At 70.7% G+C, this 21456-nt stretch carries 15 protein-coding genes; 8 read left to right on the top strand and 7 right to left on the bottom strand.

Annotated elements, in window-relative coordinates; genetic code table 11:
* Window positions 1–50 precede the first annotated feature (50 nt).
* From WMF11_RS16690 to WMF11_RS16675, 4 genes are all read right to left on the bottom strand, one after another.
* Window positions 51–1055, bottom strand: coding sequence for a hypothetical protein (locus tag WMF11_RS16690; RefSeq protein WP_437978131.1), 1005 nt, complete (start codon window positions 1053–1055; stop codon window positions 51–53).
* A 190-nt stretch (window positions 1056–1245) separates the two neighbouring features.
* On the bottom strand, window positions 1246–1827 hold the full coding sequence (locus WMF11_RS16685) for an ExbD/TolR family protein (RefSeq protein WP_020735583.1): 582 nt from the start codon (window positions 1825–1827) through the stop codon (window positions 1246–1248).
* Between the two features lie 15 nt (window positions 1828–1842).
* Window positions 1843–2412, bottom strand: coding sequence for an ExbD/TolR family protein (locus WMF11_RS16680; protein ID WP_437300011.1), 570 nt, complete (start codon window positions 2410–2412; stop codon window positions 1843–1845).
* Window positions 2413–2638: 226 nt separating this feature from the next.
* Complete coding sequence (locus tag WMF11_RS16675; protein ID WP_231864858.1) at window positions 2639–3259, bottom strand: MotA/TolQ/ExbB proton channel family protein; 621 nt, start codon at window positions 3257–3259, stop codon at window positions 2639–2641.
* A 997-nt stretch (window positions 3260–4256) separates the two neighbouring features.
* On the opposite strand from WMF11_RS16675, the gene WMF11_RS16670 reads away from it, so the two are divergent.
* The 3 genes from WMF11_RS16670 to WMF11_RS16660 are packed head-to-tail and all read left to right on the top strand — an operon-like array spanning window position 4257 to window position 6106.
* The gene (locus WMF11_RS16670) at window positions 4257–4934 is read left to right on the top strand and encodes a MotA/TolQ/ExbB proton channel family protein (RefSeq protein WP_012235624.1); all 678 of its coding nucleotides are present in this window, start codon (window positions 4257–4259) and stop codon (window positions 4932–4934) included.
* 3 nt (window positions 4935–4937) lie between these two features.
* Window positions 4938–5501, top strand: a complete 564-nt coding sequence (locus WMF11_RS16665) for an ExbD/TolR family protein (protein WP_437909370.1) — start codon at window positions 4938–4940, stop codon at window positions 5499–5501.
* Window positions 5498–6106 carry an ExbD/TolR family protein gene (locus WMF11_RS16660; protein ID WP_012235622.1) on the top strand — a complete coding sequence of 203 codons (609 nt, stop codon included), beginning with the start codon at window positions 5498–5500 and terminating at the stop codon, window positions 6104–6106. Before WMF11_RS16665 ends, WMF11_RS16660 begins: the two co-directional genes overlap by 4 nt.
* Before the next feature lie 160 nt (window positions 6107–6266).
* Here the strand turns inward: WMF11_RS16660 and WMF11_RS16655 are convergent, their stop codons facing one another.
* From WMF11_RS16655 to WMF11_RS16645, 3 genes are all read right to left on the bottom strand, one after another.
* On the bottom strand, window positions 6267–9692 hold the full coding sequence (locus WMF11_RS16655; RefSeq protein WP_437978130.1) for an SNF2-related protein: 3426 nt from the start codon (window positions 9690–9692) through the stop codon (window positions 6267–6269).
* Window positions 9692–11908 carry a sodium-translocating pyrophosphatase gene (locus WMF11_RS16650; RefSeq protein WP_437978129.1) on the bottom strand — a complete coding sequence of 739 codons (2217 nt, stop codon included), beginning with the start codon at window positions 11906–11908 and terminating at the stop codon, window positions 9692–9694. The genes WMF11_RS16655 and WMF11_RS16650 overlap by 1 nt, the downstream gene beginning before the upstream one ends.
* A 173-nt stretch (window positions 11909–12081) precedes the next feature.
* On the bottom strand, window positions 12082–13710 hold the full coding sequence (locus WMF11_RS16645; RefSeq protein WP_437552844.1) for a TolC family protein: 1629 nt from the start codon (window positions 13708–13710) through the stop codon (window positions 12082–12084).
* A 438-nt stretch (window positions 13711–14148) separates the two neighbouring features.
* Between WMF11_RS16645 and WMF11_RS16640 the strand changes: the two genes are divergently transcribed.
* The 5 genes from WMF11_RS16640 to WMF11_RS16620 all read left to right on the top strand — a co-directional run bounded on the left by WMF11_RS16640 (window position 14149) and on the right by WMF11_RS16620 (window position 21452).
* Window positions 14149–15969, top strand: coding sequence for a c-type cytochrome (locus WMF11_RS16640; protein WP_437978128.1), 1821 nt, complete (start codon window positions 14149–14151; stop codon window positions 15967–15969).
* Window positions 15970–16067: 98 nt separating this feature from the next.
* Entirely contained in the window at window positions 16068–18293 is a 2226-nt protein-coding gene (locus WMF11_RS16635; protein WP_437978127.1) for a hypothetical protein, read from the top strand.
* A 100-nt stretch (window positions 18294–18393) separates the two neighbouring features.
* Window positions 18394–20007: an aldehyde dehydrogenase family protein gene (locus WMF11_RS16630; protein ID WP_437978126.1), complete on the top strand. Its 1614-nt coding sequence runs from the start codon at window positions 18394–18396 to the stop codon at window positions 20005–20007.
* Between the two features lie 24 nt (window positions 20008–20031).
* Window positions 20032–20808 (top strand): 5'/3'-nucleotidase SurE, encoded by a 777-nt coding sequence (gene surE, locus WMF11_RS16625; protein ID WP_437978125.1) that lies wholly within the window; start codon window positions 20032–20034, stop codon window positions 20806–20808.
* A gap of 41 nt (window positions 20809–20849) precedes the next feature.
* Entirely contained in the window at window positions 20850–21452 is a 603-nt protein-coding gene (locus WMF11_RS16620; RefSeq protein WP_437978124.1) for an adenine phosphoribosyltransferase, read from the top strand.
* Window positions 21453–21456: the final 4 nt, after the last annotated feature.

The following is a 21456-nucleotide window of genomic DNA, read 5'->3' as shown; positions in this document are numbered from 1 at the left end:
CACGCGCGCGGGCGCGATGAGCGGCACGCCCGCCGCGGGGGCGGCGCGCCTTACTGCGGCTCGGTGACCGCGGCCGTGGTGTCGCCCATCGCTTCGCGCACCGCGAGCGCAAGCGCACAGCTGTTCGCCTGCCGCTGCCGTGCGTCGAGCACGCTCCCCTCGACCGAGGGCGTCCCGCCGATGAGGTTGCCGCTCGCTTCGCGGCGCACCCGCAGAATGGGCTTGCCGTCCGACAGCCGCCACACCCCGACCCGCGCCATGTGCGGCACCCCGAGCAACGCCTCGGTGCTCGCCGCTCCCTCGGCCGGCTCGTCGAGGACGAGGAGGTAATACTGCGCCCGCGTGAGGAGCTCCGCCGCGAGCGGAACATCGTCGCGCATCGTGTCCTCGAAGCTGGACTCCAGCAGCCGCAAGCGGAGCTCGCTCGAGGCATCCTGTGCGTCACGCACCCACTCGTCCGAGAGGACGTGCATCGTCCGGTAGGCGACGCGCAGGTTGAAGGGCTGCGCGGGCCTGGAGCAGCGCTCGGCCTCGTTGCAGTACTCGCCCGCGGGGCAGTCCCGCGTGCGCTTGCACTCCGCGCCGGCCAGCGGGTTCGGGTTCGGCACACGCAAGAGACACGCAGTGAACGCATCGCGGAGCGACTGCTGCGCGTTCTTCCGGACGGCGTCGACGCCCGTGGCCTCGTCTACCCGGAGGCGCAGGTAAATACCCGCAAGTTCACGGAAATTCCACGTCTTGAGCGCCTCCCGATCCACGAGATCGGCGCCGGCGCTCCGCGCCAGATCGAGGGTCCAGCCCTCCACGCGCTCGCGCATGGGGAACCAGCGCGGGCCGAGCTCGACGGCGACCGCACGCTGGCGCGCCATCAGCTTCTGGCGCGCGCTCTCCATCTGCCCCTGCGACCATTTCCAGTGGAGGATCGCCGAGACCACCAGGACGAGGGCCGTGTAACCCCAGAACTTCGCCGGGGGCCAGCGCATCTTGGAGCGCGCCTCGCGCGCCTTGTAGACCGACGGCAGGCCGCGCTCGCGGGGCGGCTGTTCAGAGGACATAGCAGAGGCTCCACGCAGGAGGCCCCAGCCCGATCACCCGAGCAAGGCAGCCTCCTCCACGCGAGCCGCGTAGAGGCGAAGGCCGCGCCGAGCGCGCCGCTGGAGCCACCACGTTCCATGGTGACCGAGGCCGCCGGGGGTCGCCCGGCGTGCCCCATCCTTCTGTGCTCGATAGGTCAAGAAGCGGGGATCACTGCGACTTCGGGAGCTTGCTGACCATGAAGCTGACGTTCGGGTAACCGGCGAACGCCGCGGTCTGGAACACGCTCTTCACGACCAGCGCGGGCACGTTCTGATCGACCTGGAGGATGCACACGCCGGGGAACGGCTTGTTCGGCTGCACCTGCTTCCACAGCTCGCGCTTGTTCTTGAGCAGGTTGAAGAGCTCGTCGATCTTCTGAAGCCGCCCGAGCTCCTCGATCGCGCGGGTCGACCCGGCCAGGGCGCCATCGACGAGGATCTGGTTGCCGTTCACGGCGACCATGGGCGCGTCGATGACGTCCTCGACGTTCTCCGCCTTCGGGAGCTTGACGTTCTTGTCAACAGCGATCTCGCCTGACGCCGAGAACGACATCAGGAGGAAGATCACGGTCACGACGAGGAAGTCGATGAAGCTCACGAGGTTGAGCCCCGCGTTCGGGCTGCGAGCCCCGTGTCCGGACACCTTGTTCCACACGAACCGGAGCGGCACGCCCTTCATCAGCCGGCGGCCCGGCTGGTGGATCACATGGGCGTGGGGGTTCTTGTGGTGCTTCGGATTGAACCTATCCATGTGCGCGCTCCTGCCTCAGCGGACCGAGAACGTCATGTTGAACACGGGGACCTGCTTGTTCCCATCGGGCAGGCGCATCTCGCGCTTGGGCGCGTAGAGCGCGTCGAGCACCGCGACGATCTCCTTGAAGGGCGTCCGGTTGTCGGTGTGGAGGATGGCCTGGTCGAGCTTCTTGTCGCTCGGATCCCGGTGGCCGCCGTGGGTCTTCCACTCCTCCTCGATCCGCTTCGCCAGCTCGGGGTAGCGGACGATCTTCGAGCTCGCGTCGCCGATCTCGACGGGCGACTTGTTCACCTTGACCTCGTTGACCACCGTCGCGCCCTGCTTCCACACGAGCCCGAACTCGCTCTCGCCGATGTGCAGGTTCAGCACCTTCTCCGGCGTCTGCGGGGTGAGCTCCTTGTTCGGGTCCGGAGGGCCAGGGACCTGGGCGTCCGCGTTCATGCGCGAGTTGGTGACCCAGACCGCCGTGATCAACAGGAATGCAATCGTGACCATCAGCAGGTCGATGAACGGGATCATGTTGATATCGCTGTTCGTCGACCGCTTCTTGCCGCCACCGTCGCCGACGTCTACGCCGCCCATATTGCCTTCCCAACGTGAGCCTGAGCCCACCTATCCAAGTTGTTCCGGGGAACGCCCTGCCCGCAGCTCGCGGTGGGCCACCATGCTGGGTCTGACTTCGTCGCTCTTCCGAAGTTCCCGGGACCCCGGCGGCGGAACCCGCCGTCCGGGGCTTCGAGGCGCGAGAGCGGGCCCAGGCGACATCGCGCGCGGAGGGCGCTCGACGACCCGGGCCCGCCGAGGACCATCAGGCAGCCGCCTGACCTACTGCTGCGACATTCACCTTCTGACGGTTCGCGACGACGAGGTTGAGGATCTGCACCGACGCCTCGTTGATGTCGTCCTCGATGTGCTGCGTCTTGCCGTTCAGCACGGCGAAGCCGATGAGGCCGATGATGGCGACGCCGAGGCCGAAGGCGGTGCAGTTCATGGCCTCGGAGATCCCGAGCGCGAGCACGCGGGCCTTCTGGCTGGGGTCGACCGACTCGCCGGCGACGGAGCCGAACGACTTGATGAGGCCCGTCACGGTCCCGAGGAGGCCGGAGAGCATCGCGAGGTTCGCGAGCAGCGCGAGGTACGAGGTACGCGCCGAGATCTTCGGCAGCTCGCGGAGAGCCGCCTCGTCCATCGCCGCCTGGACCTCCTCGTCGGGACGGTTCACCTTGACAAGGCCGGCCTGGACGATGCGGGCGAGCGGGGCGTTCGCCGCCGAACACATCTTCACGGCCTTGGCAACGTCGCCCGCCAGGATGCACTTCTGCATGGTGGCGAGAAAGACGTCCTTGTTGATGGACGAGCCGAACAGGTAGAGGGCGCGTTCGACGATGATGCCGATCGTGAGGATCGACCAGAACAGGATGGGCCACATACCCCACCCACCCTCTTTGAAAGCTTCATACGCTCCGTGCATTGCTTCTGTCCTCCAGTTCGCCTCGCGTCCCCGGGATGAGGTTTCGCGCAACTCGATCGGTTCCCTTTGTCAGACTCGTGTTGCCGAGGGGCGGCAGTCTTTCACTCACACGTAAAGACGGATGAGAGGCCTGTTTTGCTTGGCGGCGCTGGCCGTGGACGGCGTGCTGCTGTCGCTCTCTGGCGAGATGCCCACGGGACGCTAGCCGAGCGGCGCTGACCTCTGCAAGAGTCCTGATCGTCTCTTCTGGTGCCGGCGCGCGGCGCCGTCCCAGCTCTCCCACCTGTCGTCCAAGACTGACTTCGCGTCGTCGCGCCAGGGGCCCTTTCATGGCTCTGGGCGCGGCTCCCCGTTCACCGCAGAGCGTGCCGCCTTGTGGCCGAGCTACGCCGACGCGCCCGGGGGACTCGCGCATCTTCGCGATTGAGACCCGGCGCCGTCAAGAGAGATTTGGCCACACGTGAGCGCTCTGATACGGGCAAAACTTTACAACAATCGCGGGGTTATGTCATGATCGGCCGGGAGCGATGCGGGCCGACCTGCGGCAGATGCCGCGAATTTCAGGGGGCGCAGCGCCCGCATGGACCATCGCCGGCCGGATCGCGCGCCGCGGCAGTGCGAGCCACGTCACCCGAAAGCGAGCGCAGCGACTCATCCGCCCGGACGACGCGGCGATGGCCGAGCACGGCGGCCCGCTCAGACGCCGGCAGCCGGGGCGATTCAGGGGTCTCCGGACCACCCTGTCCGGCCTCGGCGCCGACGGCGCCCGTCCGCGTGGCCGGGGCGAGCTCGTCGTGAGATGCGCTGGTTCTTGCGGGGATTTTCGGCGATCCCGGCCTCGCGGCTCGGGGCGCGGCAGCATCGCCGAGCTTGCACACGGGATCGGGCGGCAGTTATAGTCGCCGCGCCTGGAGATTGTCGGGCTTCTGACGACGCTGAGAAAGGGACTTCGAGGATGCGTCATCTGCTGATGTTGGCGGCCGAGGGTGGTGGCGAAGGTGGGATGTGGGAGGCCATCAAGCACAATCCGACCTTCCTGATCGCGAACCTGGTCGTCTCCGCGGTCGTGGTGACCATCATCATCGAACGAACCGCGTTCCAGCTGGGACGCTACCGCGTGAACTCCAAGGAGTTCTTCGCGCAGGTCAAGAAGCTGGTGGCGGCCGGCAACATCGATCGCGCCATCAAGCTCTGCGACGCGAGCGACTACCCGATCCTGCAGCTCGTCAAGGCCGGCCTGACCCACGCGAACAAGGGGGCCGACGAGATCGACGCCGCCCTCAGCGAGAAGCTGTCCGAGCTCAAGCCGGCCGTGGAGAAGCGCATCGGCGCCCTGTGGTCGCTCGCGAACATCGCGACGCTGATCGGCCTCATCGGGACGGTCTCCGGCCTGATCAACACGTTCGCCTCCATCGCCGCCCAGGGCCTCTCGCAGGCCGACAAGCAGCGGATGCTCTCGAACGGCATCGCGGAGGCCATGTACAACACGGCGTTCGGCCTCGCCATCGCGGTCGTGTGCATGATCGCGCACGTGCTGCTCCACACCCGCTCCAAGAACATCCAGCACGATCTCGAGTCGACGACCGAGCGCGTCTTCAACCTGCTCACGATCAGCAGCAAGCCTGGCTACTAGCCCATGGCGGACACGCAAGACGTCCCGCTCAGCTCGGCGCAGCGATCGAAGATCCGGCGCCTATCGCAGCCCAAGGAGCCCGAAGCCGGGGAGGAGGCCGGCGAGCTCAACGTCGTTCCGTACCTCGACATCATCACGAACATCCTCATCTTCGTGCTCGCCAGCGTGTCGGTGACATTCGTGTCGTCGATCGACACGACCCCGCCATCCATCGGCGGCGGCAAGGTGCGCAGCGAGCTCTCGAGCAAGGCGTTGAACCTCTCCGCGTTCATCACGAGCCAGGGGATCTCGCTGAAGACGTCGAGCGGCAACATCGCGACCGGCTGCCAGGACGTGGGCGGCGGGGTCACGGTGCCGAAGGCGAACGACAGCTATGACTACCCCGCGCTCACGGCGTGCGCGAAGCGCCTCAAAAACGCCCGCCCCGAGTTCAAAGAGGAGACGCAGGTGACGATCACGGCGAACCCGGGCATCGACTACAAGACGATCATCGACGTGATGGATGCGCTGAGGAGCGACGACGGGGAGGTGCTGTTCCCGGAGGTCCACTTCGGGGTGGCCCGATGAGCGCCGAGCAGCGACCTGCCCCGCGGCCGAAGGCGAGCGTCGTCCGCTACAAGGCGGCCCTCCGGAAGGCGATCCGAAGGAACCGGCGGGACCCCGAGATCGACTTCTTGAACATCACGGCGATGCTCGACCTGATGACGATCATCCTCGTCTTCTTGCTGAAGAGCGTGGGATCGTCGGCGGCATCCATCCCGCAGTCGAAGGACCTCACCCTTCCGAAGTCGGTGATGCAGGCCGAGCCCTCCCAGGAGGGCGTCGTCGTCATCGTCTCGAAGTCGCAGATCCTGGTCGGCGAGGATCCGACCCCGATCGTCATGCTGCCCAACCGCGAGCAGCTCGCGCAGTCGGGCGTGGACGCAAAGTACAAGCGCAGCGGCCCGAACGATCTCTACATCGTGCCGCTGGCGAACGCCCTGTCCCACGCGCGCGAGACGGACAAGGCCATTCGCGCAGCGAAAGGGCTCGATCCGTCGTCGTCGGAGGCGATCATCGTCGCTGACGCAACCACGCCGTACCGCCTCCTGATCGAGGTCCTGTTCACCCTGGGGCAGAGCGAGTTCGGCAAGTACCACCTGATGGTCCTGAGCGGCGGCCGCAAGCCGTAGCCCCCTCCCCGCCCTGCGGTGCCGGAAGGCCCCGCGAGGGCCACTCCGACCGCCGTTATGGATCCACCCGTGCCCCCACGAGGGCGCGCTCCCCTGCGCGCCCTCATGGCTCGGCCGGTGCTCCGCGACCGGCGCGCTCCCCGTGCGCGCCGTCGTCCGTTCAGTCCACCGCGAACAGCTCTTCCAGGTCGGCCTTGGTGAGCTTCTTCGCGCCGCCCGCGTCCTCGCTGAGGACGGAGGCGACGAGCTGACGCTTCTTGTCCTTGAGCAGCAGGATCTTCTCCTCGATCGTCCCCTCGGCGATGAGCCGATAGGCCGTCACCACCTTCGTCTGCCCGATGCGGTGGGCGCGATCGGTGGCCTGCTGCTCGACCGCCGGGTTCCACCACGGATCGAAGTGGATGACCGTGTCGGCCGCTGTGAGGTTGAGGCCCGTGCCGCCCGCCTTGAGGCTGATGAGGAAGACCGGCACGCTCGGATCGTTCTGGAAGCGGTCGACGCGCTCCGCCCGGTCCTTCGTGGAGCCGTCGAGGTACTCGTAGGCGACACCATCCTCCTTCATCGCCTTCTCGATGAGCCTCAGCATCATCACGAACTGGCTGAAGACGAGGACCTTGTGCCCGCCCTCGACGGCGTTCGCGATGAGCTCCCGGACCGCGACGAGCTTGCCCGAATCGTCGTCGCCGAACTCCCGCGGCAAGCCGAGCAGCCGCGGGTCGCAGGCCGCCTGCCGGAGGCGGGTGAGGCCGGCGAGGATCTGCAGCTGGCTCTTCGCGAGGCCGACGCGCTCGACCTCGCCGAGGACCTGCGCCCGCACCTCGCGCGCGACCTGCAGGTAGAGCGCCCGCTGCTCGCCGGTGAGATCGCAGATCTGATCCATCTCGATCTTCTCGGGAAGATCCTTGGCGACCTCCTGCTTCGTGCGTCGCAGGATGAACGGGTGGATGGCGGCGCGGAGCCGCTGCGCTGTCTTGTAGTCGCCCGCCTCGATCGGGCGCGAGAAGCGGGCCTCGAACTTGTCGAGCGAGCCGAGCAGGCCCGGCGAGACGAAGTCGAAGATGGACCAGATCTCCGAGAGCCGGTTCTCGATGGGCGTGCCCGTCAGCGCGAGCCGGCGCTTCGCGCGGAGCCGCTTGGCCGCCGCGGCGGTGGCGCTCATCGGGTTCTTGATGTGCTGCGCCTCGTCGAGGATGGCGTAGCTCAGGTCGAGCTGCGCGAGGAAATCCTCGTCGCGACGGAGGAGCGCGTAGCTCGTGATCACCACCTCCGCGGCCTTCACCTCGTCGATCTGATCTTTGCGATCGGCGCCGTGCCAGAGGGCGACCGACAGCGAGGGCGCGAACCGGGCGAGCTCGCGCTCCCAGTTCGTGACGACGCTCGTCGGGGCGACGATCAGCGCGCGCATGTGCTTCTCCTCCTGCTTGACGGCGAGCAGGAGGGCGAGCGTCTGGACCGTCTTGCCGAGGCCCATGTCGTCGGCGAGCACGCCGCCAGAGCCGATGTCATGGATGAACTTGAGCCACGAGAGGCCCGCCTCCTGGTAGGGACGGAGCGTCGCCTTCAGGTTCCTGGGCCGCTTGGTGCTGCCGATCTCGTCGATGTTGCTGAGCTTCTGGAACAGCTCGCGCGCGGAGGCGGTCACGCTCGATCCGCTCGCGTGCTGGAGCAGCTCGTGCACCCGCCCGGCCTGCGCGAGCGGCAGCCGGCCGTTCTTGCCGGACGCCATCATCAGCTCGACCTCGCGATCGAGCATCGCGCGCACCGCGTCGGGATCGAACGCGGCGAACGACCCGTCCTCGAGGCGGACGTAGCGCTTGCCCTCGGCGAGACAGCGGCGCAGCTCGTCGCGATCGACGCCGACGCCCTCGCTCTCGAAGCTGAGCTTGACGTTCAGCCAGTCCATCCCCGAGGTGACCTTGGCGAACACGCCGATCGGCCTGCCGCGCACCTGCGTGTCGACGAGATCCTCGGGGACGAAGAGGTCCCAGTCGTCGGGGAGCTCGGCGAGCCCCTCGGTCCAGAAGGTGAGCGCCTGGTCGCCGTTCGCGATGAAGCCCTGGCCCGTCTCGTCCGGCCTGAGCCCGAGGGCGAGCAGCTTGCTCGCCGCCTCCTGCTGCGCGGCGATGTCCACGCGGATGCAGCGGGCGCGCTTCATCCCCTCCTCGGGCGGCTGAATGAGCACCGGGGGCGACATGCCGTCGGCGCGCACGGCGACCTCGGCGTCGCCGTAGGCGGCGGTCAGCGTGACGCGCGCCTCGATGAGCGAGCCGCCCGCGCGCATGCGGAACGTGGGCACGAGATCGACGACCTCGGCGATCTGGTTCAGGTCGGGCAGCTCCGCGCCGACCTCGAGCGCGATCTTGGGCAGCCCCTGCATGATGATGCGGGCCAGCTCGCTCATCGGCTCGCCGATGGTCGGCGAGCGGAGCAGGCGGCGCATCGCCGCGGGGGATACGCGCTTGTCGATCCGGCGCGCGAGCCCCTCCTGCGTGTCGATGTGCCAGCCCGGCCAGCCCTCGAACCACCCGCCCTGCAGCAGCGAGAAGCGGCGCTTGTCGTTCCCCCGCTCGAAGCTCGTCTTCACGATGATGGTGTCGCCGCCGACGGTCTCGAGATCGAAGCGCGGCCGCAGGCTGTCGTCGCCGAAGCGGAGCTGCATCAGCGCCGGCTCGAGCAGCACCCGCTGGCCCTCGAGCAGCGGGAGAAGCTCGGCCACGTCCTCGCCGCGGATGTCGACGGCCGGGTGGCGCGGGTTGCCGCTCTCGAACCGGGCGAGCAGCCGGAGCGCGTCGCGATCCGGCGTGGGATAGAGCGCCTGCCAGGCGAGCGCCGCAGAGGGCAGCACCGGGACGCGCGCCTCGGCGTCGAGGACGGTGACGGTCAGCGCCCCTTGCCGCACGTGGAGGCGGAACTCCACGCGTCGTGCCCCGGTGACGCCCTCGGGCGGCAGCCAGGCGCCGATCCCGGTCTGCTTGGCCGTCGCGTCCAGGATCGGCGCCGCGAGGGCGACGGGTGAGCCCGGCGGCCCGTGGGTGCCGACGACGGTCGGGACGGGCGCCGCCGGCGTGATCGCCAGGCGCCCGCGGCGGTCGCGACGGCGCACGCGCTTCAGGGCGTCACCGCCGGCGTGAGCGGTCTGCGGGACGAGCGCCGGGATCGGCGGCTCGCGCCGCGGCTGCGCGCCGCGCGCCTGGTCGCGGATGCTGATGAGCAGCGCCGCGACGTGCTTGCAGTGCTGCCCAGCCTTCTGGAACGCCGGACAGGAACACTGCGACTGGATGCCATCGGGGGATAGCTCGACCTTGACCGGATACGGCTCGGAGTCGGCGGCGCGGACGGTGCCGCTCGCCATCGTCTCGTTGATGGAGATGTCCTCGACGACACGGCGGCGGAAGTACTCCAGCCCGCGGAGGAAGGTGCGGGCGCCAAGCAGCCTTCGCAGGCCACGATCGCTGAGGGTGGAGAGTGCGTCGGAGATCGGAGGCGGCACGTCGTGGGCTCGGGATACGGGTGCGGCGGTTATTCGCCGGGATGGGTCGGGTGAACGGGATCTCTTGGCAAATCCCGCTGGGTGAAGAACCGTCATCAGATGAAGAACGGCAAGAACACGATGATCACGGCGGGTAGCATCTTGATGAGCACGTGGATCGCGGGGCCGGCCACGTCCTTGAGCGGATCGCCGATCGTGTCGCCGACGACGGCGGCACCATAGGTGGGGTTGTCCGCCCGCGCCCCCGTCTCGTCGACAAGGTAGCGCCCACCGTGCGCGCCGGTCGCGATGTACTGCCTCGCATTGTCCCAGATCGCCCCGGTATTCCCCAAGAAGAGCGACCCGAGGACGCCTGCGACCGTCCCGGCCATGATCAAGGCCGCGACTGAATCGGCCGCGACCAGAGGATTATCTTCCGTCCTTGCAAAGCGCAAGGCAAGTCCCACGACGACGGGCACCACCGCGGAGACGAGGGCTGGCGCGATCATATGGCGCAGCGCGGCCCGAGAGACCATCTCGACGCAGGGCTCGTGGTCGCCGACGAAGCCCGGCGGGCGGGCGCGGGCCTGGCGCCTCACCTCGTCGAGGACGCGTCGGCCAGCCTGGAGGACGTTGCGAATGCAGCGGCCGGCCAGCCAGAAGACAAGGAGGATCCCGACCAGGGCGCCGAGATAGACCTCGGGCCGATCGAGGCGCAGGACCATCGCGGTCGTCTCGCCGCGGATCGGCGCGCTCGACGCCAACGCGCGGCGCCGGGACTCATCGAGGTAGCCGGCGACGAGCAGCAGCGAGGCGAGCGCGGCCACGCCCGCCGTGTACGCCTTCGTGAGCGCCTTGGTCGTGTTGCCGACGGCATCGAGCACGAGGGTGCGGCCACGCACGTCCGGCCGCTCGCGGGCGACGGTCACGGCGACGATGCCGCCCGCGTTGTCCACGATGGGGCCGAACGCATCCATGGCGAGGACGTACCCCGCGGTGCCCAGCATCCCCATCGTCGCGACCGCGGTGCCGAACAGGCCCCCCCCGGCGAGCCCGGAGCGGGCGCCGAGCAGGTAGGAGCCGAAGGTGGCGCCGACGACGACCAGGAGCGGGGGCACCGAGCTCTCGAGGCCGATGGCGAGCCCGCGCAGGACCGCCATCGCGGAGCCGCTGCGGGCCGCCTCGGCAAGCTCGCGCACCGGGCGGTGCCGCTGCTCGGTGTAGTACTGCGTGACATGCAGCACGCCGATACCGGTGACGATGCCGATCACGCCGCAGGCGAAGAAGATGACCCAGTGGGCGCCGAGCAGCCACTTGGCGGCCCCGGCGATGCCGACGGCGTGGAGGGTGGCCGTGACGTAGAGCCCCCGCACGAGGGCGTTGAAGGCGTCCTCGCGGTCGTCAGTCTTGACGACCATCACGCCGAAGAGCGTCGCAATGAGGCCGAACGCGCGGCTGACGAGCGGGAAGAGCACGACGGCGAGGGCGCTCGGGAGCCCGGCGTTGTTGCGGAAGAGCATCGCGCCGACCACCATGGCGCCCGCGTTCTCGGCGACGGTGGAGGCGAAGACGCCAGCCGCGCGCCCGGCGCAGTCGCCGACCGTATCACCCGCCAGGTCGACGATCGTGGCCGGGTTCTGGAGGTCGTCCTCATCGAGCCCGACCTCGGCGCCGGCGAGGTCCGCGCCGAGGTCGGCCGCCTTGGAGAAGGTGCCGCCGCCGAGCTGCGCCATCAGGGCGGCGAAGGAGGCGCCGAGCGGGTAACCGGCGATGACCCAGGGGATGGTCGGGGCGAGCGCGAGCGCCTCGGCCGGCTCGGCGCCGAAGCCGCCACGGAACGCGAGGACCGCGGCGAACAGGCCGCCGAGGCCGAGCAGGCTCATGCTCGCGACGAAGAGCCCCGACACGGCGCCGCCGCGGAGGGCGATCTGCAGGGCGAGATCGAGCGAGCGGCGGGCGCCGCTCGCGGCGCGTACGCTGGTGCGGGGCGCGATCCAGGCGGCGACGCGGCCGGTCGCGACCGCGCTGGCGGCCCCGACCGCGAACGAGAGCGTCAACCAGACACCGAGCTCCAGCGCTGGCACCGGGTTGTTCTCCCCGGCGCGCCGGAGGAGGCCGTAAGCGAGGAAGATGGCGCCTCCGAGCATCGCAGAGACCGCGCCGATCACGCTGCTCTGGCGGCGAAAGTACGCCTCCGCGACCCCCTGGATGATCGCGGCGACGCGCTGCATCTCGGGCTCGACCGCGGGGCGTGCGACGACCCAGCGAGCGAGGTAAGCCGCAAAGGCGAGCCCGAGCAGGCCGCCGCTGAGGATGAGCGCAAGCTCCGTCATGACGGGCGGACCGGGCGCGCACCGTGGACGCGCTGCCTCGGCCGGTGAGGGATGATGCGGGTGGTTGCCGCGGTGTCGACAACGGCGCCGCAGGAACCCGCGGTGCAGCGGCGCACGCCTTCCCTACTCCGGCCAGGAGGGCCGCGCAAGCGAAGAAGACGCGCGCGGCGAGCTCATTTCAGGTCCTTCACGTCGCGTCCGACCACGTGGTCCAGCCGGGTCTTGGCGACGAGCGCGCCGACACGCGCGTTGAGCTGCTGGAGCCGCGCGCGCGTCACCTCGCCCTCGGCGTCGACCACGTCGACGCTCGTGGCCCGCCCTGCGCGGAACAGCTCGGATCGGACGCGCATCGACTCCGCGGCCGCCGCGAGCTGGCGCTCCGCTGACTCGATGCTGCTCGCGGTCTTGCTCAGCTCGGAATACGCGGAGGCCACCTCGAGGCGGAGGGCGTCGCGCAGCGCGGCCTTCTGCTCCGCGATCTGCGTGGTGCGGGCGTTCGCCTCGGCGGACGCGCCCGCGGTGGTGAAGATGTCGTTGACGACCCACGTGGCGCGGACGCCCGCGGACCATGTCAGAGCGAACTTATCCTGCGTCGGGAAGACACGCTGGTTGGGGTTCGCGTAGGTGAGATCGGCGAACCCATCCACGCGCGGAAAGTAGCCGGCCCTCGTGACCGCCTCGGCCTTCTCGAGCGAGTACTGCGTCTCGTCGAGCGCGCGGATCTCGAGGCGCTTCTGGAGCGCCTCCTGGACCAGCGCCGGGAGCGCCTCGGCGGGCGGCTTCGCGGGCGCGCTGCCCATCACGTCGATCCCCAGCGTGAGCGGCCTGTCCTGTGCGGCGCCGAGCGCGATCCGGATCTGGTCATCCGCGACCAGGAGCGCGGCTTGCGCCTCGTTGAGCACCTGCTCCGCGCCGGCCACCTGAGCCTCGAGCCGGAGCACGTCGGCGCGCGAGAGCAGACCCACCTCGAAGGTGCGGCGCGCGTCCTCGACGTGCGCCTTCGCCTGAGACACCGCCTCACCTGCGACGACGACCTGCCCCCTCACGCGGACCCAGTTGAAGAAGGCGACCTTCGCGTCGGCCGCGGCCTGAAGGGTCTCCGCCTGGAGCTCGAGCTTCTTCGCGCTCTCCGCGTGGGACGCAGCCGCATATCCCTGGGAGATGCGGAACACGTAGTCCGAGATGGGGACGGCGAGATTCGCCGCGAGCGAAATGCTGTTGAGGGGCGCCGGAAAGGACAGCGAGGCTGCCCCCACCGGCTGACCGCCGCTGTCGACGACACACTGCCCTTGCACGCCAGGCGGACACGGACCGACCTGGATCAGACCCGTGTTCTGCGCGCCGACCACGCCCCCGAGCCCTGCGCTCTCGACCTCAGACAGACGCGTGTACGTCGCTGTCAGGGTCACCCGCGGAAAGAAATTGACCATCGCCTGGTCGACCTTCGCAGCCGCCGCGCGGAGATCGGCCTGCTTGGCGCGGAGCGACGCGCGCGTCCGCAGCGCAGCCTTCGCGACGTCGTCCGGCGTCAGCCCTCCCGGCTGCGGCGCAAGCGCCGTGGCGAGCGGATCGGCCTTCGGCGCCGCCGGCTGGGCCGCAGCGACAGGAGCGCCCGGGGGCTGCGGTTGGCCCGCGGCAGGAGGCGCCGGGGCGGGCGGCGGGGTGACCGGCTGCGGAGCCGCCGGTCGGGGAGCGGCCGGCTGCCCCGCGGCCGGTGAGGCGATGAGCCCGAGGGCGAGCAGCCCGGCGAGCGTCGAAGCCAGCGAGATGCTGCGTCGAGACGAGGGTGCGGTGCTTTTCATGACCGGTCGGTCACTTATGGGCGGCGAGAGCACCCGTCAAGTCACAGGCGATCCCACGCATCGCGTCTCGGCGATGGCTCGCCTCGCGGTCCGGCGAAGGTGACCGGGCAGCCCGCGCTCTCGGCCCACGGGATGCTTGCGCCCCAAGGCCCACGTCCTACGCAGACCGCGCCACACACCGTCCGGGGCCACGCCGGGCCCGATGGTCTGGTGCGCTCGTCATGCCGTGCCGCAATGGGCCACGACAGCAGGGACGGCGTCACCGATGCGCATCACGGGACTCTCGCCGGACGCGCCCCCCAACCCCGCTCACGCGCGTTGTGGACGGCAGGAATACGTCGCTCTCTCCTCGGCAACACGTATTGCCGCGCGCGATCGGATGGAAGAACATCGAATGAAGTGGCCGCCATCTTGCTTGGCGGCGGACCGGAGGCCCTCATGCATAGACTGCTTGCGTCGCGCCGCAGCTTCTCCCCGTTCCTCGCCATCCTTGTCATCGCATCACCCTTTGCCGCCTGCGCTCCGTGGGAGCTCGGTGAGGACGACACCCCCGACATCGGCGATCCGGGGAGCGTCGCGGTCGCGGCGGAGCCGCCGCCCGCCATCAGCGGCGGAACGCTCGCCGTGAGCAAGAGCGCCCTCCGGGCGGTGGCCGCGGATCCGGATCGCGACCGGGTCTGGATCGTCGATCTCCAGGCGCAGCAGCTGACCGCGGAGATCGCCCTGCAGAAGGGCGACGAGCCGGGCAGGGTCGTCGAGGACAACGCGGGTCGCTTCCACGTCGCGCTCCGCCGCGGCGGCGCGATCGTGACCGTCGACGCGGAGAGCGGGACGATCGTCGACCGTCGCGACGTGTGCCCGGCCCCGCGGGGGGTCGCCTACGATGCGCAGACCGACGCGCTCCATGTCGCGTGCCTCGGCGGCGAGCTCGTCACGCTCCCGGCCGGTCCCGGAGCGGCGACGCGCCGCCTGAAGCTCGATCGCGATCTGCGCGACGTGATCGTGGACGGGGACCGGCTCCTGGTCAGCAAGTTCCGGTCTGCCGAGCTGCTCACCATCGGGGCGGACGGCATCGTCATGGAGCAAAAGAAGCTCCCGAAGTTCAACCTGTTCGGGCAGGAGTTCGCGCCGACCGTCGCCTGGCGAACGATCAAGCTGCCGACAGGCGGTGTCGCGATGGTCCACCAGCGCGCCTTGATCGCGCCCGTCGAGATCGTGGAGGGGGGCTACAGCTCCGGCGGATGCGATGGGAGCGTCGTCCACACCACGGTCTCGGAGGTCGGCACGCCCGACTCCGACGGCCAGCCGAACCTGGCCGCTGCCCTCCCCTCCGCGACCCTGCCGGTCGATGTCGCGGTGTCCGATGACGGTCTCTCGTATGCGGTCGTCGCGGCAGGCAGGAGCGAGATCCTCATGACCAGCCGCGCGAACTTGAACCTGACGGCTGATGCCTTCGAAGGAACCTGCGTCGAGGCGGAGCAGCGCGTGGTCGTGGAAGGCGAGCCCACGGCCGTCGCGTTCGCCGGCGGCTCCGTGGTGGTGCAGACCCGCGAGCCGGCGGGCATCCAGGTCCTCGGGGCTCCCAACACCGCCGGCACCCGCGTCGCCAAGGTCATCACGCTCCCCGGGGAGAGCCGGAGGGACACCGGCCACGAGATGTTCCACCGGAACGCTGCCGGCCCGATGGCGTGCGCGTCATGCCATCCGGAGGGAGGCGACGACAGCCATACCTGGCACTTCAACCCCATCGGAGCGCGGCGCACCCAGTTCGTCAGCGGCGGGATCCTCAACACGGCCCCGTTCCACTGGGACGGCGATATGTCGGGTATCGAGGCCATCATGGACGAGGTCTTCGAGCGGCGCATGGGCGGCATGCACCAGGGACCGCGCCGGGTGAAGGTCTTCGCCCGGTGGATCGACAGCCTCCCCGCTCCGCCGGCGTCGTCGGCGCCCGACGCAGAGGCCGTCGCGCGCGGCGACGCCCTCTTCCACGACAAGGCCGTCGACTGCGCGAGCTGCCACGCGGGCGCTCAGCTCACGACCAACGACTCATTCGACGTCGGCACGGGCAAGCCCTTCCAGGTGCCGTCGCTGGTCCGCATCGGCGCGCGCGCGCCGTTCATGCACGACGGATGCGCGCCGACGCTGAAGGACCGGTTCACCAACCCCGCCTGCGGCGGCGGCGACCGGCACGGCAAGACGTCCCAGCTCTCGGACGCCCAGATCGACGATCTGGTCGCCTACCTCGAGACCCTCTGACCCCTCCCGGCGGGATTTTCCGCCGGTGAGCCCGCCCGATCGCGCCCCTTCACCGCGAATGATGTAACGAGCGCCGAGCCGCGATATGCTGGCGCGGCGTGAACGTCGCCGAAAAAGTCGCCACCCTCGAAGCGCTCCTCCACCGGGTGCAGCGGAACGCCGCTGCGCCCCGCACCCGGGCGCAGCTCGCGGCCTCCGCCGAGCTCGTCCCGCATCGCGGCGAGGCGCCCGGCGCCATCGCCAACGACACGGCGGGCGCGGCCTCGCCCGACCCCAGGTTCAGCTCGACGGAAACGTCGCCGGCGAACGAAGCACGGCCGGCCGCGAGCGCGATCGCCGCGGGCGGACCGTCTGCGCCGCGCTCCCTCGAGCCCGCCCTGGACGACGTCGGTGGCATCGACGCCTTCAGCCCGGCGGCCGCGCAGGCCTCGCAGAGCGCGGCGGCCAGCGCCGCGAAGCAGCCCGCAGCGGCCGCGAAGGCACCGCAGCAATCTCCGGCGAAGACGCCGCAACAGCCCCCGGTGAAGACGCCCGTGGCGGCCACGCCCGCAGCGAGCGGGGTCAAGGCCGCGGCCGTCAAGCCGGCCGCGGCGACGCAGGCGCGCACCCCTGCGCCGCCTCCCAGCTCCCCCGGGAAGCCGGCCGCCAGGCCCGCCGCTTCGATCGATTTCCCGCGGGCTGACGCCGGCTCCCCCGCCGGTGCTCAGGAGACCTTCCGTCCTCCCGCGGAGGCGGCCGAGCTGAAGCCGAGAGAGGCAGCCAGGACGGCGGCCAAGGTCACCGCGCCTGCGGCCAGGTCAGCTGCCCTGGGCAAGGACGCGCCCGCTGCAGGCGCGGCGGTGCCCCCGGCCCGGGGCTCCAGCCCGCGCGCAGAGACGAAGCCGTTCTTCCCCCACGAGGACGTCGCTGCGCGGCCGAAGGTGGTGGAGAGCGACAGCGAGCTCTCGTTCGCAGGGCTCCTCCCCGACGAGCCGGAACCCGGCCAGAGGCCCGCTGCAGCGCTGAAGCTCCCGGCCGAGCGCAGGGCGGCGCCGGATGCCGAGGCGCGCGCGGAGCGCAGATCCCTGCCCGACCGCGCGGAGGTACACGCCACGGCCGCGTCGGCCGCCGCGGACGACGCCTCCACGCTCGAGGTGGTCACTGCCCGTGGGCCGTCCTCTTCTGGTGAGCCGGTCACCCCCAAGGCGCCGGATCCGATCGCCGCCGCCACGCGGCGCGCGATGGGGGAGCCTTCCACCGAGCGAGAGTTCAGCCGCGAGATGGTCGACGACGAGCCGACCGTGATCCGCGGCATGCTCGAGGACGAGCCCACCGTCATTCGTTCTCGCCCCGAGGGCCTCGAAGACGAGGAGACGGCGGTCCGTTCCGCGCGGTCCGAAGCTCAGGCTATCGCGCGCTCGGTCGCGGAAGAGACCGGCGATGCGTCGCCCGGAGCGCTGTCCAGGGACGCGAGCGACGAAGCGGATCGCAGGTCCAGGCCGAAGGCGGCCGACCGCGACCTTCTCCCGAAGGTCATCACCAAGGACCCGCCCCTCCCGGCCGACAAGGACGTGAAGCCTTCCGACCACGTCACGACGCGGCCGGCCGCGGACGCCGGCATCACCGTGCGACCGCCGCCGCGACCGCGCTCCCGCGTGGGCATCGTGATCGCCGCCGTGGCGCTCCTCGTGGGCGGCGCAGCGGTCGCGTACCGGCTCAGCATGTCTGACTCCGAGCCCGCGCCCCTCCCCAACGTCGCCCCCGACACGTCTGCGGGAGCGACCCAGGGCGCGACAGCGCAGCCGCCGACCACCGAGCCGACGCCCACCGCCGCGCCCACCGAGACGGCGCCCGCTGCACCGTCCGCGGCCGAGACCGCGACGCCGGCAGCGAGCGCTGCGCCCGAAGCGAGCGCTGCGCCCGAAGCGAGCGCTGCCCCCGAGGCGAGCGCTGCGCCGGCCGCAGGCAAGGCCGAGGATCTGCCGCCGGGCCGGGGCCACCTGATGGTCAATTCGCCGGAGCGCGCGTCGGTGTATGTGAACGGCTCGCTCGCCGGAAGCACCGGAGAGACGCTCGACGTGCCTTGCGGGACGCGTTACGTGCGGCTCGGCAAGCTGACGACGGAGAAGACGTCGGACCCCGCGTGGCTCTCCGCCGGCCAGGCGGTCATCGTCGGTTGCCGCAAGCAAACGATCTTGTCGATCACGCCCTCCGCGGCGAGCCCCACGCCCGACCGGCCCACGAAGCGGAAAGGCAGCCCCGCCGGCACCGCCACCCCGGACGGTGAGGGCGCTGCGCCCGCGCCCGCTGAAGAGACCGCGCCCGCACCTGATCCCGCTCCGTAGAAACCCGCGCCCCCGGCCGGTCCGGTCGGGGCCTGCTCCCTCGGGGTCGCCACATGCCCCATGCAGAGGGGCAGGAGCGCGGTGCTAGGCTCCGCGCCCGATGGATTCCGAGACGACTCCCCTTCCCCACGAGGCCGGCGCCGCAGCTGGCGACGCGGCGTCGTCGGCGTCCGTCAGGGTGGCGAGCTCCGGTCCCTTCCCGCTGCGCAGCCCGGCAGGGGGAGCGCCCCTCGACGACGTGGCGGAGACAGAGCTCAGCGACCTCGCGACGATCGTCGCCAGAGCGCGGGCGGCGCAGATCGCCTGGGCGGAGGTCCCGATCAGGGAGCGCGCCGAGCTCATCGCGCGCGTCAAGAAGCGCCTGCTCGCGCGGGCCGAGGAGATCGCGACGCTCGTGCACCGCGAGTGCGGCAAGCCGATCGAGGAGGCCGCGCTCGCTGAAGTGCTGCCGAACGCGGATCTCATCGACTACTGGACCCGGTCCATCGAGGAGCTCCTCGACGACTCCACCGTCGCGCTCGATCCGCTCGCCTACCCCGGCAAGGTCGGGCGCATCCAGAGGGATCCGCGCGGCGTCGTCGCGCTCATCACGCCCTGGAACTACCCTGTCGCGATCCCGCTGCGCACGATCGTGCCGGCGCTGCTCGCGGGCAACGCCGTCGTCCTCAAGCCGAGCGAGGTCACGCCGCGCTCCGGCGCGCTCGTCGCGTCGCTGTTCGACGGGCTGCTCCCGGACGGCGTCCTCGCCGTCGCGCAGGGCGGCGGCGACGTCGGCGCCGCGCTCGCCGGGGCCGGCGTCGATCTCGTCGTCTTCACGGGCAGCGTCGCGACCGGCAAGAAGATCGCCGTCGCGTGCGCCGAGCGCCTCATCCCGACGTCCCTGGAGCTCGGCGGGAAGGACAGCGCCATCGTCCTCGGCGACTGCGATCTGGAGCGCGCCGCGCGCGGCGTCCTCTGGGGCGCCTTCACGAACGCCGGACAGAACTGCGCCTCCATCGAGCGCGTCTACGTCGAGCAGGCGATCGCGGACCGCTTCGTCGCGCGCGTCGTCGCGCTCACGGGGCAGCTCCGGGCCGGCATCGACGTCGGCGTGATGACGACGGCGCGGCAGGCGGAGATCGTAAGGCATCAGCTCGAGGCGGCCGTCGAGGGCGGGGCAGAGATCCTCGCCGGCGGCGCGCCGGAAGAGGGCTCGCTCGCCTTCCCACCGACGGTCCTCAGGGTGGAGCGCGAGGACACGCCGCTGCTCCGGGAGGAGACCTTCGGCCCCGTGCTTCCCATCCTCGTGGTGAAGGACGCCGAGGAGGCGATCGCGCGCACCAACGCGTCCCGCTTCGCGCTCACGACAAGCCTCTGGACCCGCGGCTATGAGCGGGCCCACGCGCTCGCGCGGCGGCTGCGCTCCGGCGTGGTGACGATCAACAACCACGGCTTCACGGGCGCGCTCCCGGCCGCGCCGTGGACGGGGGCGGGAGACAGCGGCTACGGCGTCACGAGCAGCCCACACGCGCTCGCGGAGCTCACGCGGCCGCGCTTCTTGCTCGAGGACCGCGGCAGGGCGAAGAGCGAGCTGTGGTGGTACCCTTATACGCCCGCGCTCCGGACGGTCGCCTTCGCGATGGCGCGGGCGCGCGGTGGAGCCGGATGGTTCGGCCGCGTCAGCGCCCTCGTCGAGCTCGTCGCCGCGCTCGCGAGGCGCATGCTCGGTCGCTGATCCAGAGACCCATCGAGCGAACGCATGCGCCCTCTGATCCTCCTTTCCAACGATGACGGCTACTCAGCCCCGGGTCTGACCGCGGTGCTGGACGAGCTCGCCCGGCACGCCGACGTGGTGGTGTGCGCCCCCGCGGTCAACCAGAGCGCGACGAGCCACTCGCTGAGCCTGCACCGCGTCCTCCGACTGCTGGAGGCTGCGCCCGGCGTGTTCGCGGTCGACGGGACGCCCGCCGACTGCATCTACGTCGCCCTTCACGCCGGCACGCGCGTGCTGCCGCGGCGCCCCGATCTGGTCGTGTCGGGCATGAACCACGGGCTCAACCTGGGCGCCGACATCTTCTACTCGGGCACCGTGGCCGCCGCGCGCGAAGGAGCGCTCCGCGGCGTCCCCTCGATCGCGCTCTCCGCCGATGCAGGCGCGTCGCTCCCTGCCGCAGCGGCGCTCGGCGTCAAGCTCGCCCTCGCCCTCCACCGCGCCGCCGGGAAGGAGGGCCGCCGGCCAGCGCCGCTGCTCAACGTCAACATCCCCGCGGGCAGCAGCTGGCCCGTGCGGGCCACGCGCATGGGCGCGCGCCTGTACACCGAAGAGGTGATCTTCCGCCGGGATCCGCGCGGGCACGAGTACCTCTGGATCGGCGGCGCGGGCGTGCGCCACGACCTCGTCCCCGGCTCGGACACCGAGGCCTACGACGCAGGGGCCGTCAGCGTCACGCCGCTGACCCTCGACCTCTTCGCCGCGCAGCACGAGGGCATCGCAGGCCTCCTCGCCGCCGAGCTCAACGACGGCCAGGTCACCTGACGTAGCTCGCGTCGCGACGCGTGGAGCGCTTTCCGGCTCGAATGCGCTCGCCTACGCTCGGCGTCATGTTCAACCACGACGCCCTGCCCTCCGAGCACGCGCTCCGTTATCTGAAGGCGCACCTCCGGAACGTCCCGGATTTTCCGAAGCCCGGGATCCTCTTCAAGGACATCACGCCGCTCCTCGCGGATCCGCGGGCGCTCCACATCACGCTGGATCTCCTGGCCCAGCGCTTCGTGGGCGAGCACGTCGACGTCGTGGTCGGCGCCGAGTCCCGGGGCTTCATCTTCGGCGGCGCGCTGTCGGCCCGGCTCAACGCCAGCTTCGTGCCCGTGCGCAAGCCAGGCAAGCTCCCGGCCGCGATCGATCGCGTGGCGTACGCGCTCGAATACGGCAAGGCAGAGCTCGAGATGCACAAGGGCTCGATCAGGCCGGGGGCCAGGGTCCTCATCGTGGACGACCTGCTCGCGACCGGCGGCACGGCCGCGGCCGCGGCCGAGCTCGCGCGCAAGCAGGGCGGCGAGGTCGCCGGCTTCGCCTTCGTCGTCGAGCTCGATTTCCTCGGCGGTCGTGCGCTCCTATCGGAGCGCGCCGGCGACGCGGCGCGGGTCTTCTCGATCGTGCACTTCGCCGCGGGCGAGTGAGCGT

Origin of the sequence: Sorangium sp. So ce295 (assembly GCF_051527405.1) — a bacterium.
Taxonomy (GTDB): Bacteria; Myxococcota_A; Polyangia; order Polyangiales; family Polyangiaceae; genus Sorangium; species Sorangium cellulosum_B.
This window is presented reverse-complemented; position numbering and strand designations above follow the sequence as displayed.

What these genes read in the sequence shown, in the direction of transcription:
- WMF11_RS16690 (WP_437978131.1), bottom strand. Translation starts at nt 1,055, where the DNA reads ATGTCCTCTGAACAGCCGCCCCGCGAGCGCGGCCTGCCGTCGGTCTAC.
- WMF11_RS16685 (WP_020735583.1), bottom strand. Translation starts at nt 1,827, where the DNA reads ATGGATAGGTTCAATCCGAAGCACCACAAGAACCCCCACGCCCATGTG.
- WMF11_RS16680 (WP_437300011.1), bottom strand. Translation starts at nt 2,412, where the DNA reads ATGGGCGGCGTAGACGTCGGCGACGGTGGCGGCAAGAAGCGGTCGACG.
- WMF11_RS16675 (WP_231864858.1), bottom strand. Translation starts at nt 3,259, where the DNA reads ATGTGGCCCATCCTGTTCTGGTCGATCCTCACGATCGGCATCATCGTC.
- WMF11_RS16670 (WP_012235624.1), top strand. Translation starts at nt 4,257, where the DNA reads ATGCGTCATCTGCTGATGTTGGCGGCCGAGGGTGGTGGCGAAGGTGGG.
- WMF11_RS16665 (WP_437909370.1), top strand. Translation starts at nt 4,938, where the DNA reads ATGGCGGACACGCAAGACGTCCCGCTCAGCTCGGCGCAGCGATCGAAG.
- WMF11_RS16660 (WP_012235622.1), top strand. Translation starts at nt 5,498, where the DNA reads ATGAGCGCCGAGCAGCGACCTGCCCCGCGGCCGAAGGCGAGCGTCGTC.
- WMF11_RS16655 (WP_437978130.1), bottom strand. Translation starts at nt 9,692, where the DNA reads ATGACGGTTCTTCACCCAGCGGGATTTGCCAAGAGATCCCGTTCACCC.
- WMF11_RS16650 (WP_437978129.1), bottom strand. Translation starts at nt 11,908, where the DNA reads ATGACGGAGCTTGCGCTCATCCTCAGCGGCGGCCTGCTCGGGCTCGCC.
- WMF11_RS16645 (WP_437552844.1), bottom strand. Translation starts at nt 13,710, where the DNA reads ATGAAAAGCACCGCACCCTCGTCTCGACGCAGCATCTCGCTGGCTTCG.
- WMF11_RS16640 (WP_437978128.1), top strand. Translation starts at nt 14,149, where the DNA reads ATGCATAGACTGCTTGCGTCGCGCCGCAGCTTCTCCCCGTTCCTCGCC.
- WMF11_RS16630 (WP_437978126.1), top strand. Translation starts at nt 18,394, where the DNA reads ATGGATTCCGAGACGACTCCCCTTCCCCACGAGGCCGGCGCCGCAGCT.
- surE (WP_437978125.1), top strand. Translation starts at nt 20,032, where the DNA reads ATGCGCCCTCTGATCCTCCTTTCCAACGATGACGGCTACTCAGCCCCG.
- WMF11_RS16620 (WP_437978124.1), top strand. Translation starts at nt 20,850, where the DNA reads ATGCGCTCGCCTACGCTCGGCGTCATGTTCAACCACGACGCCCTGCCC.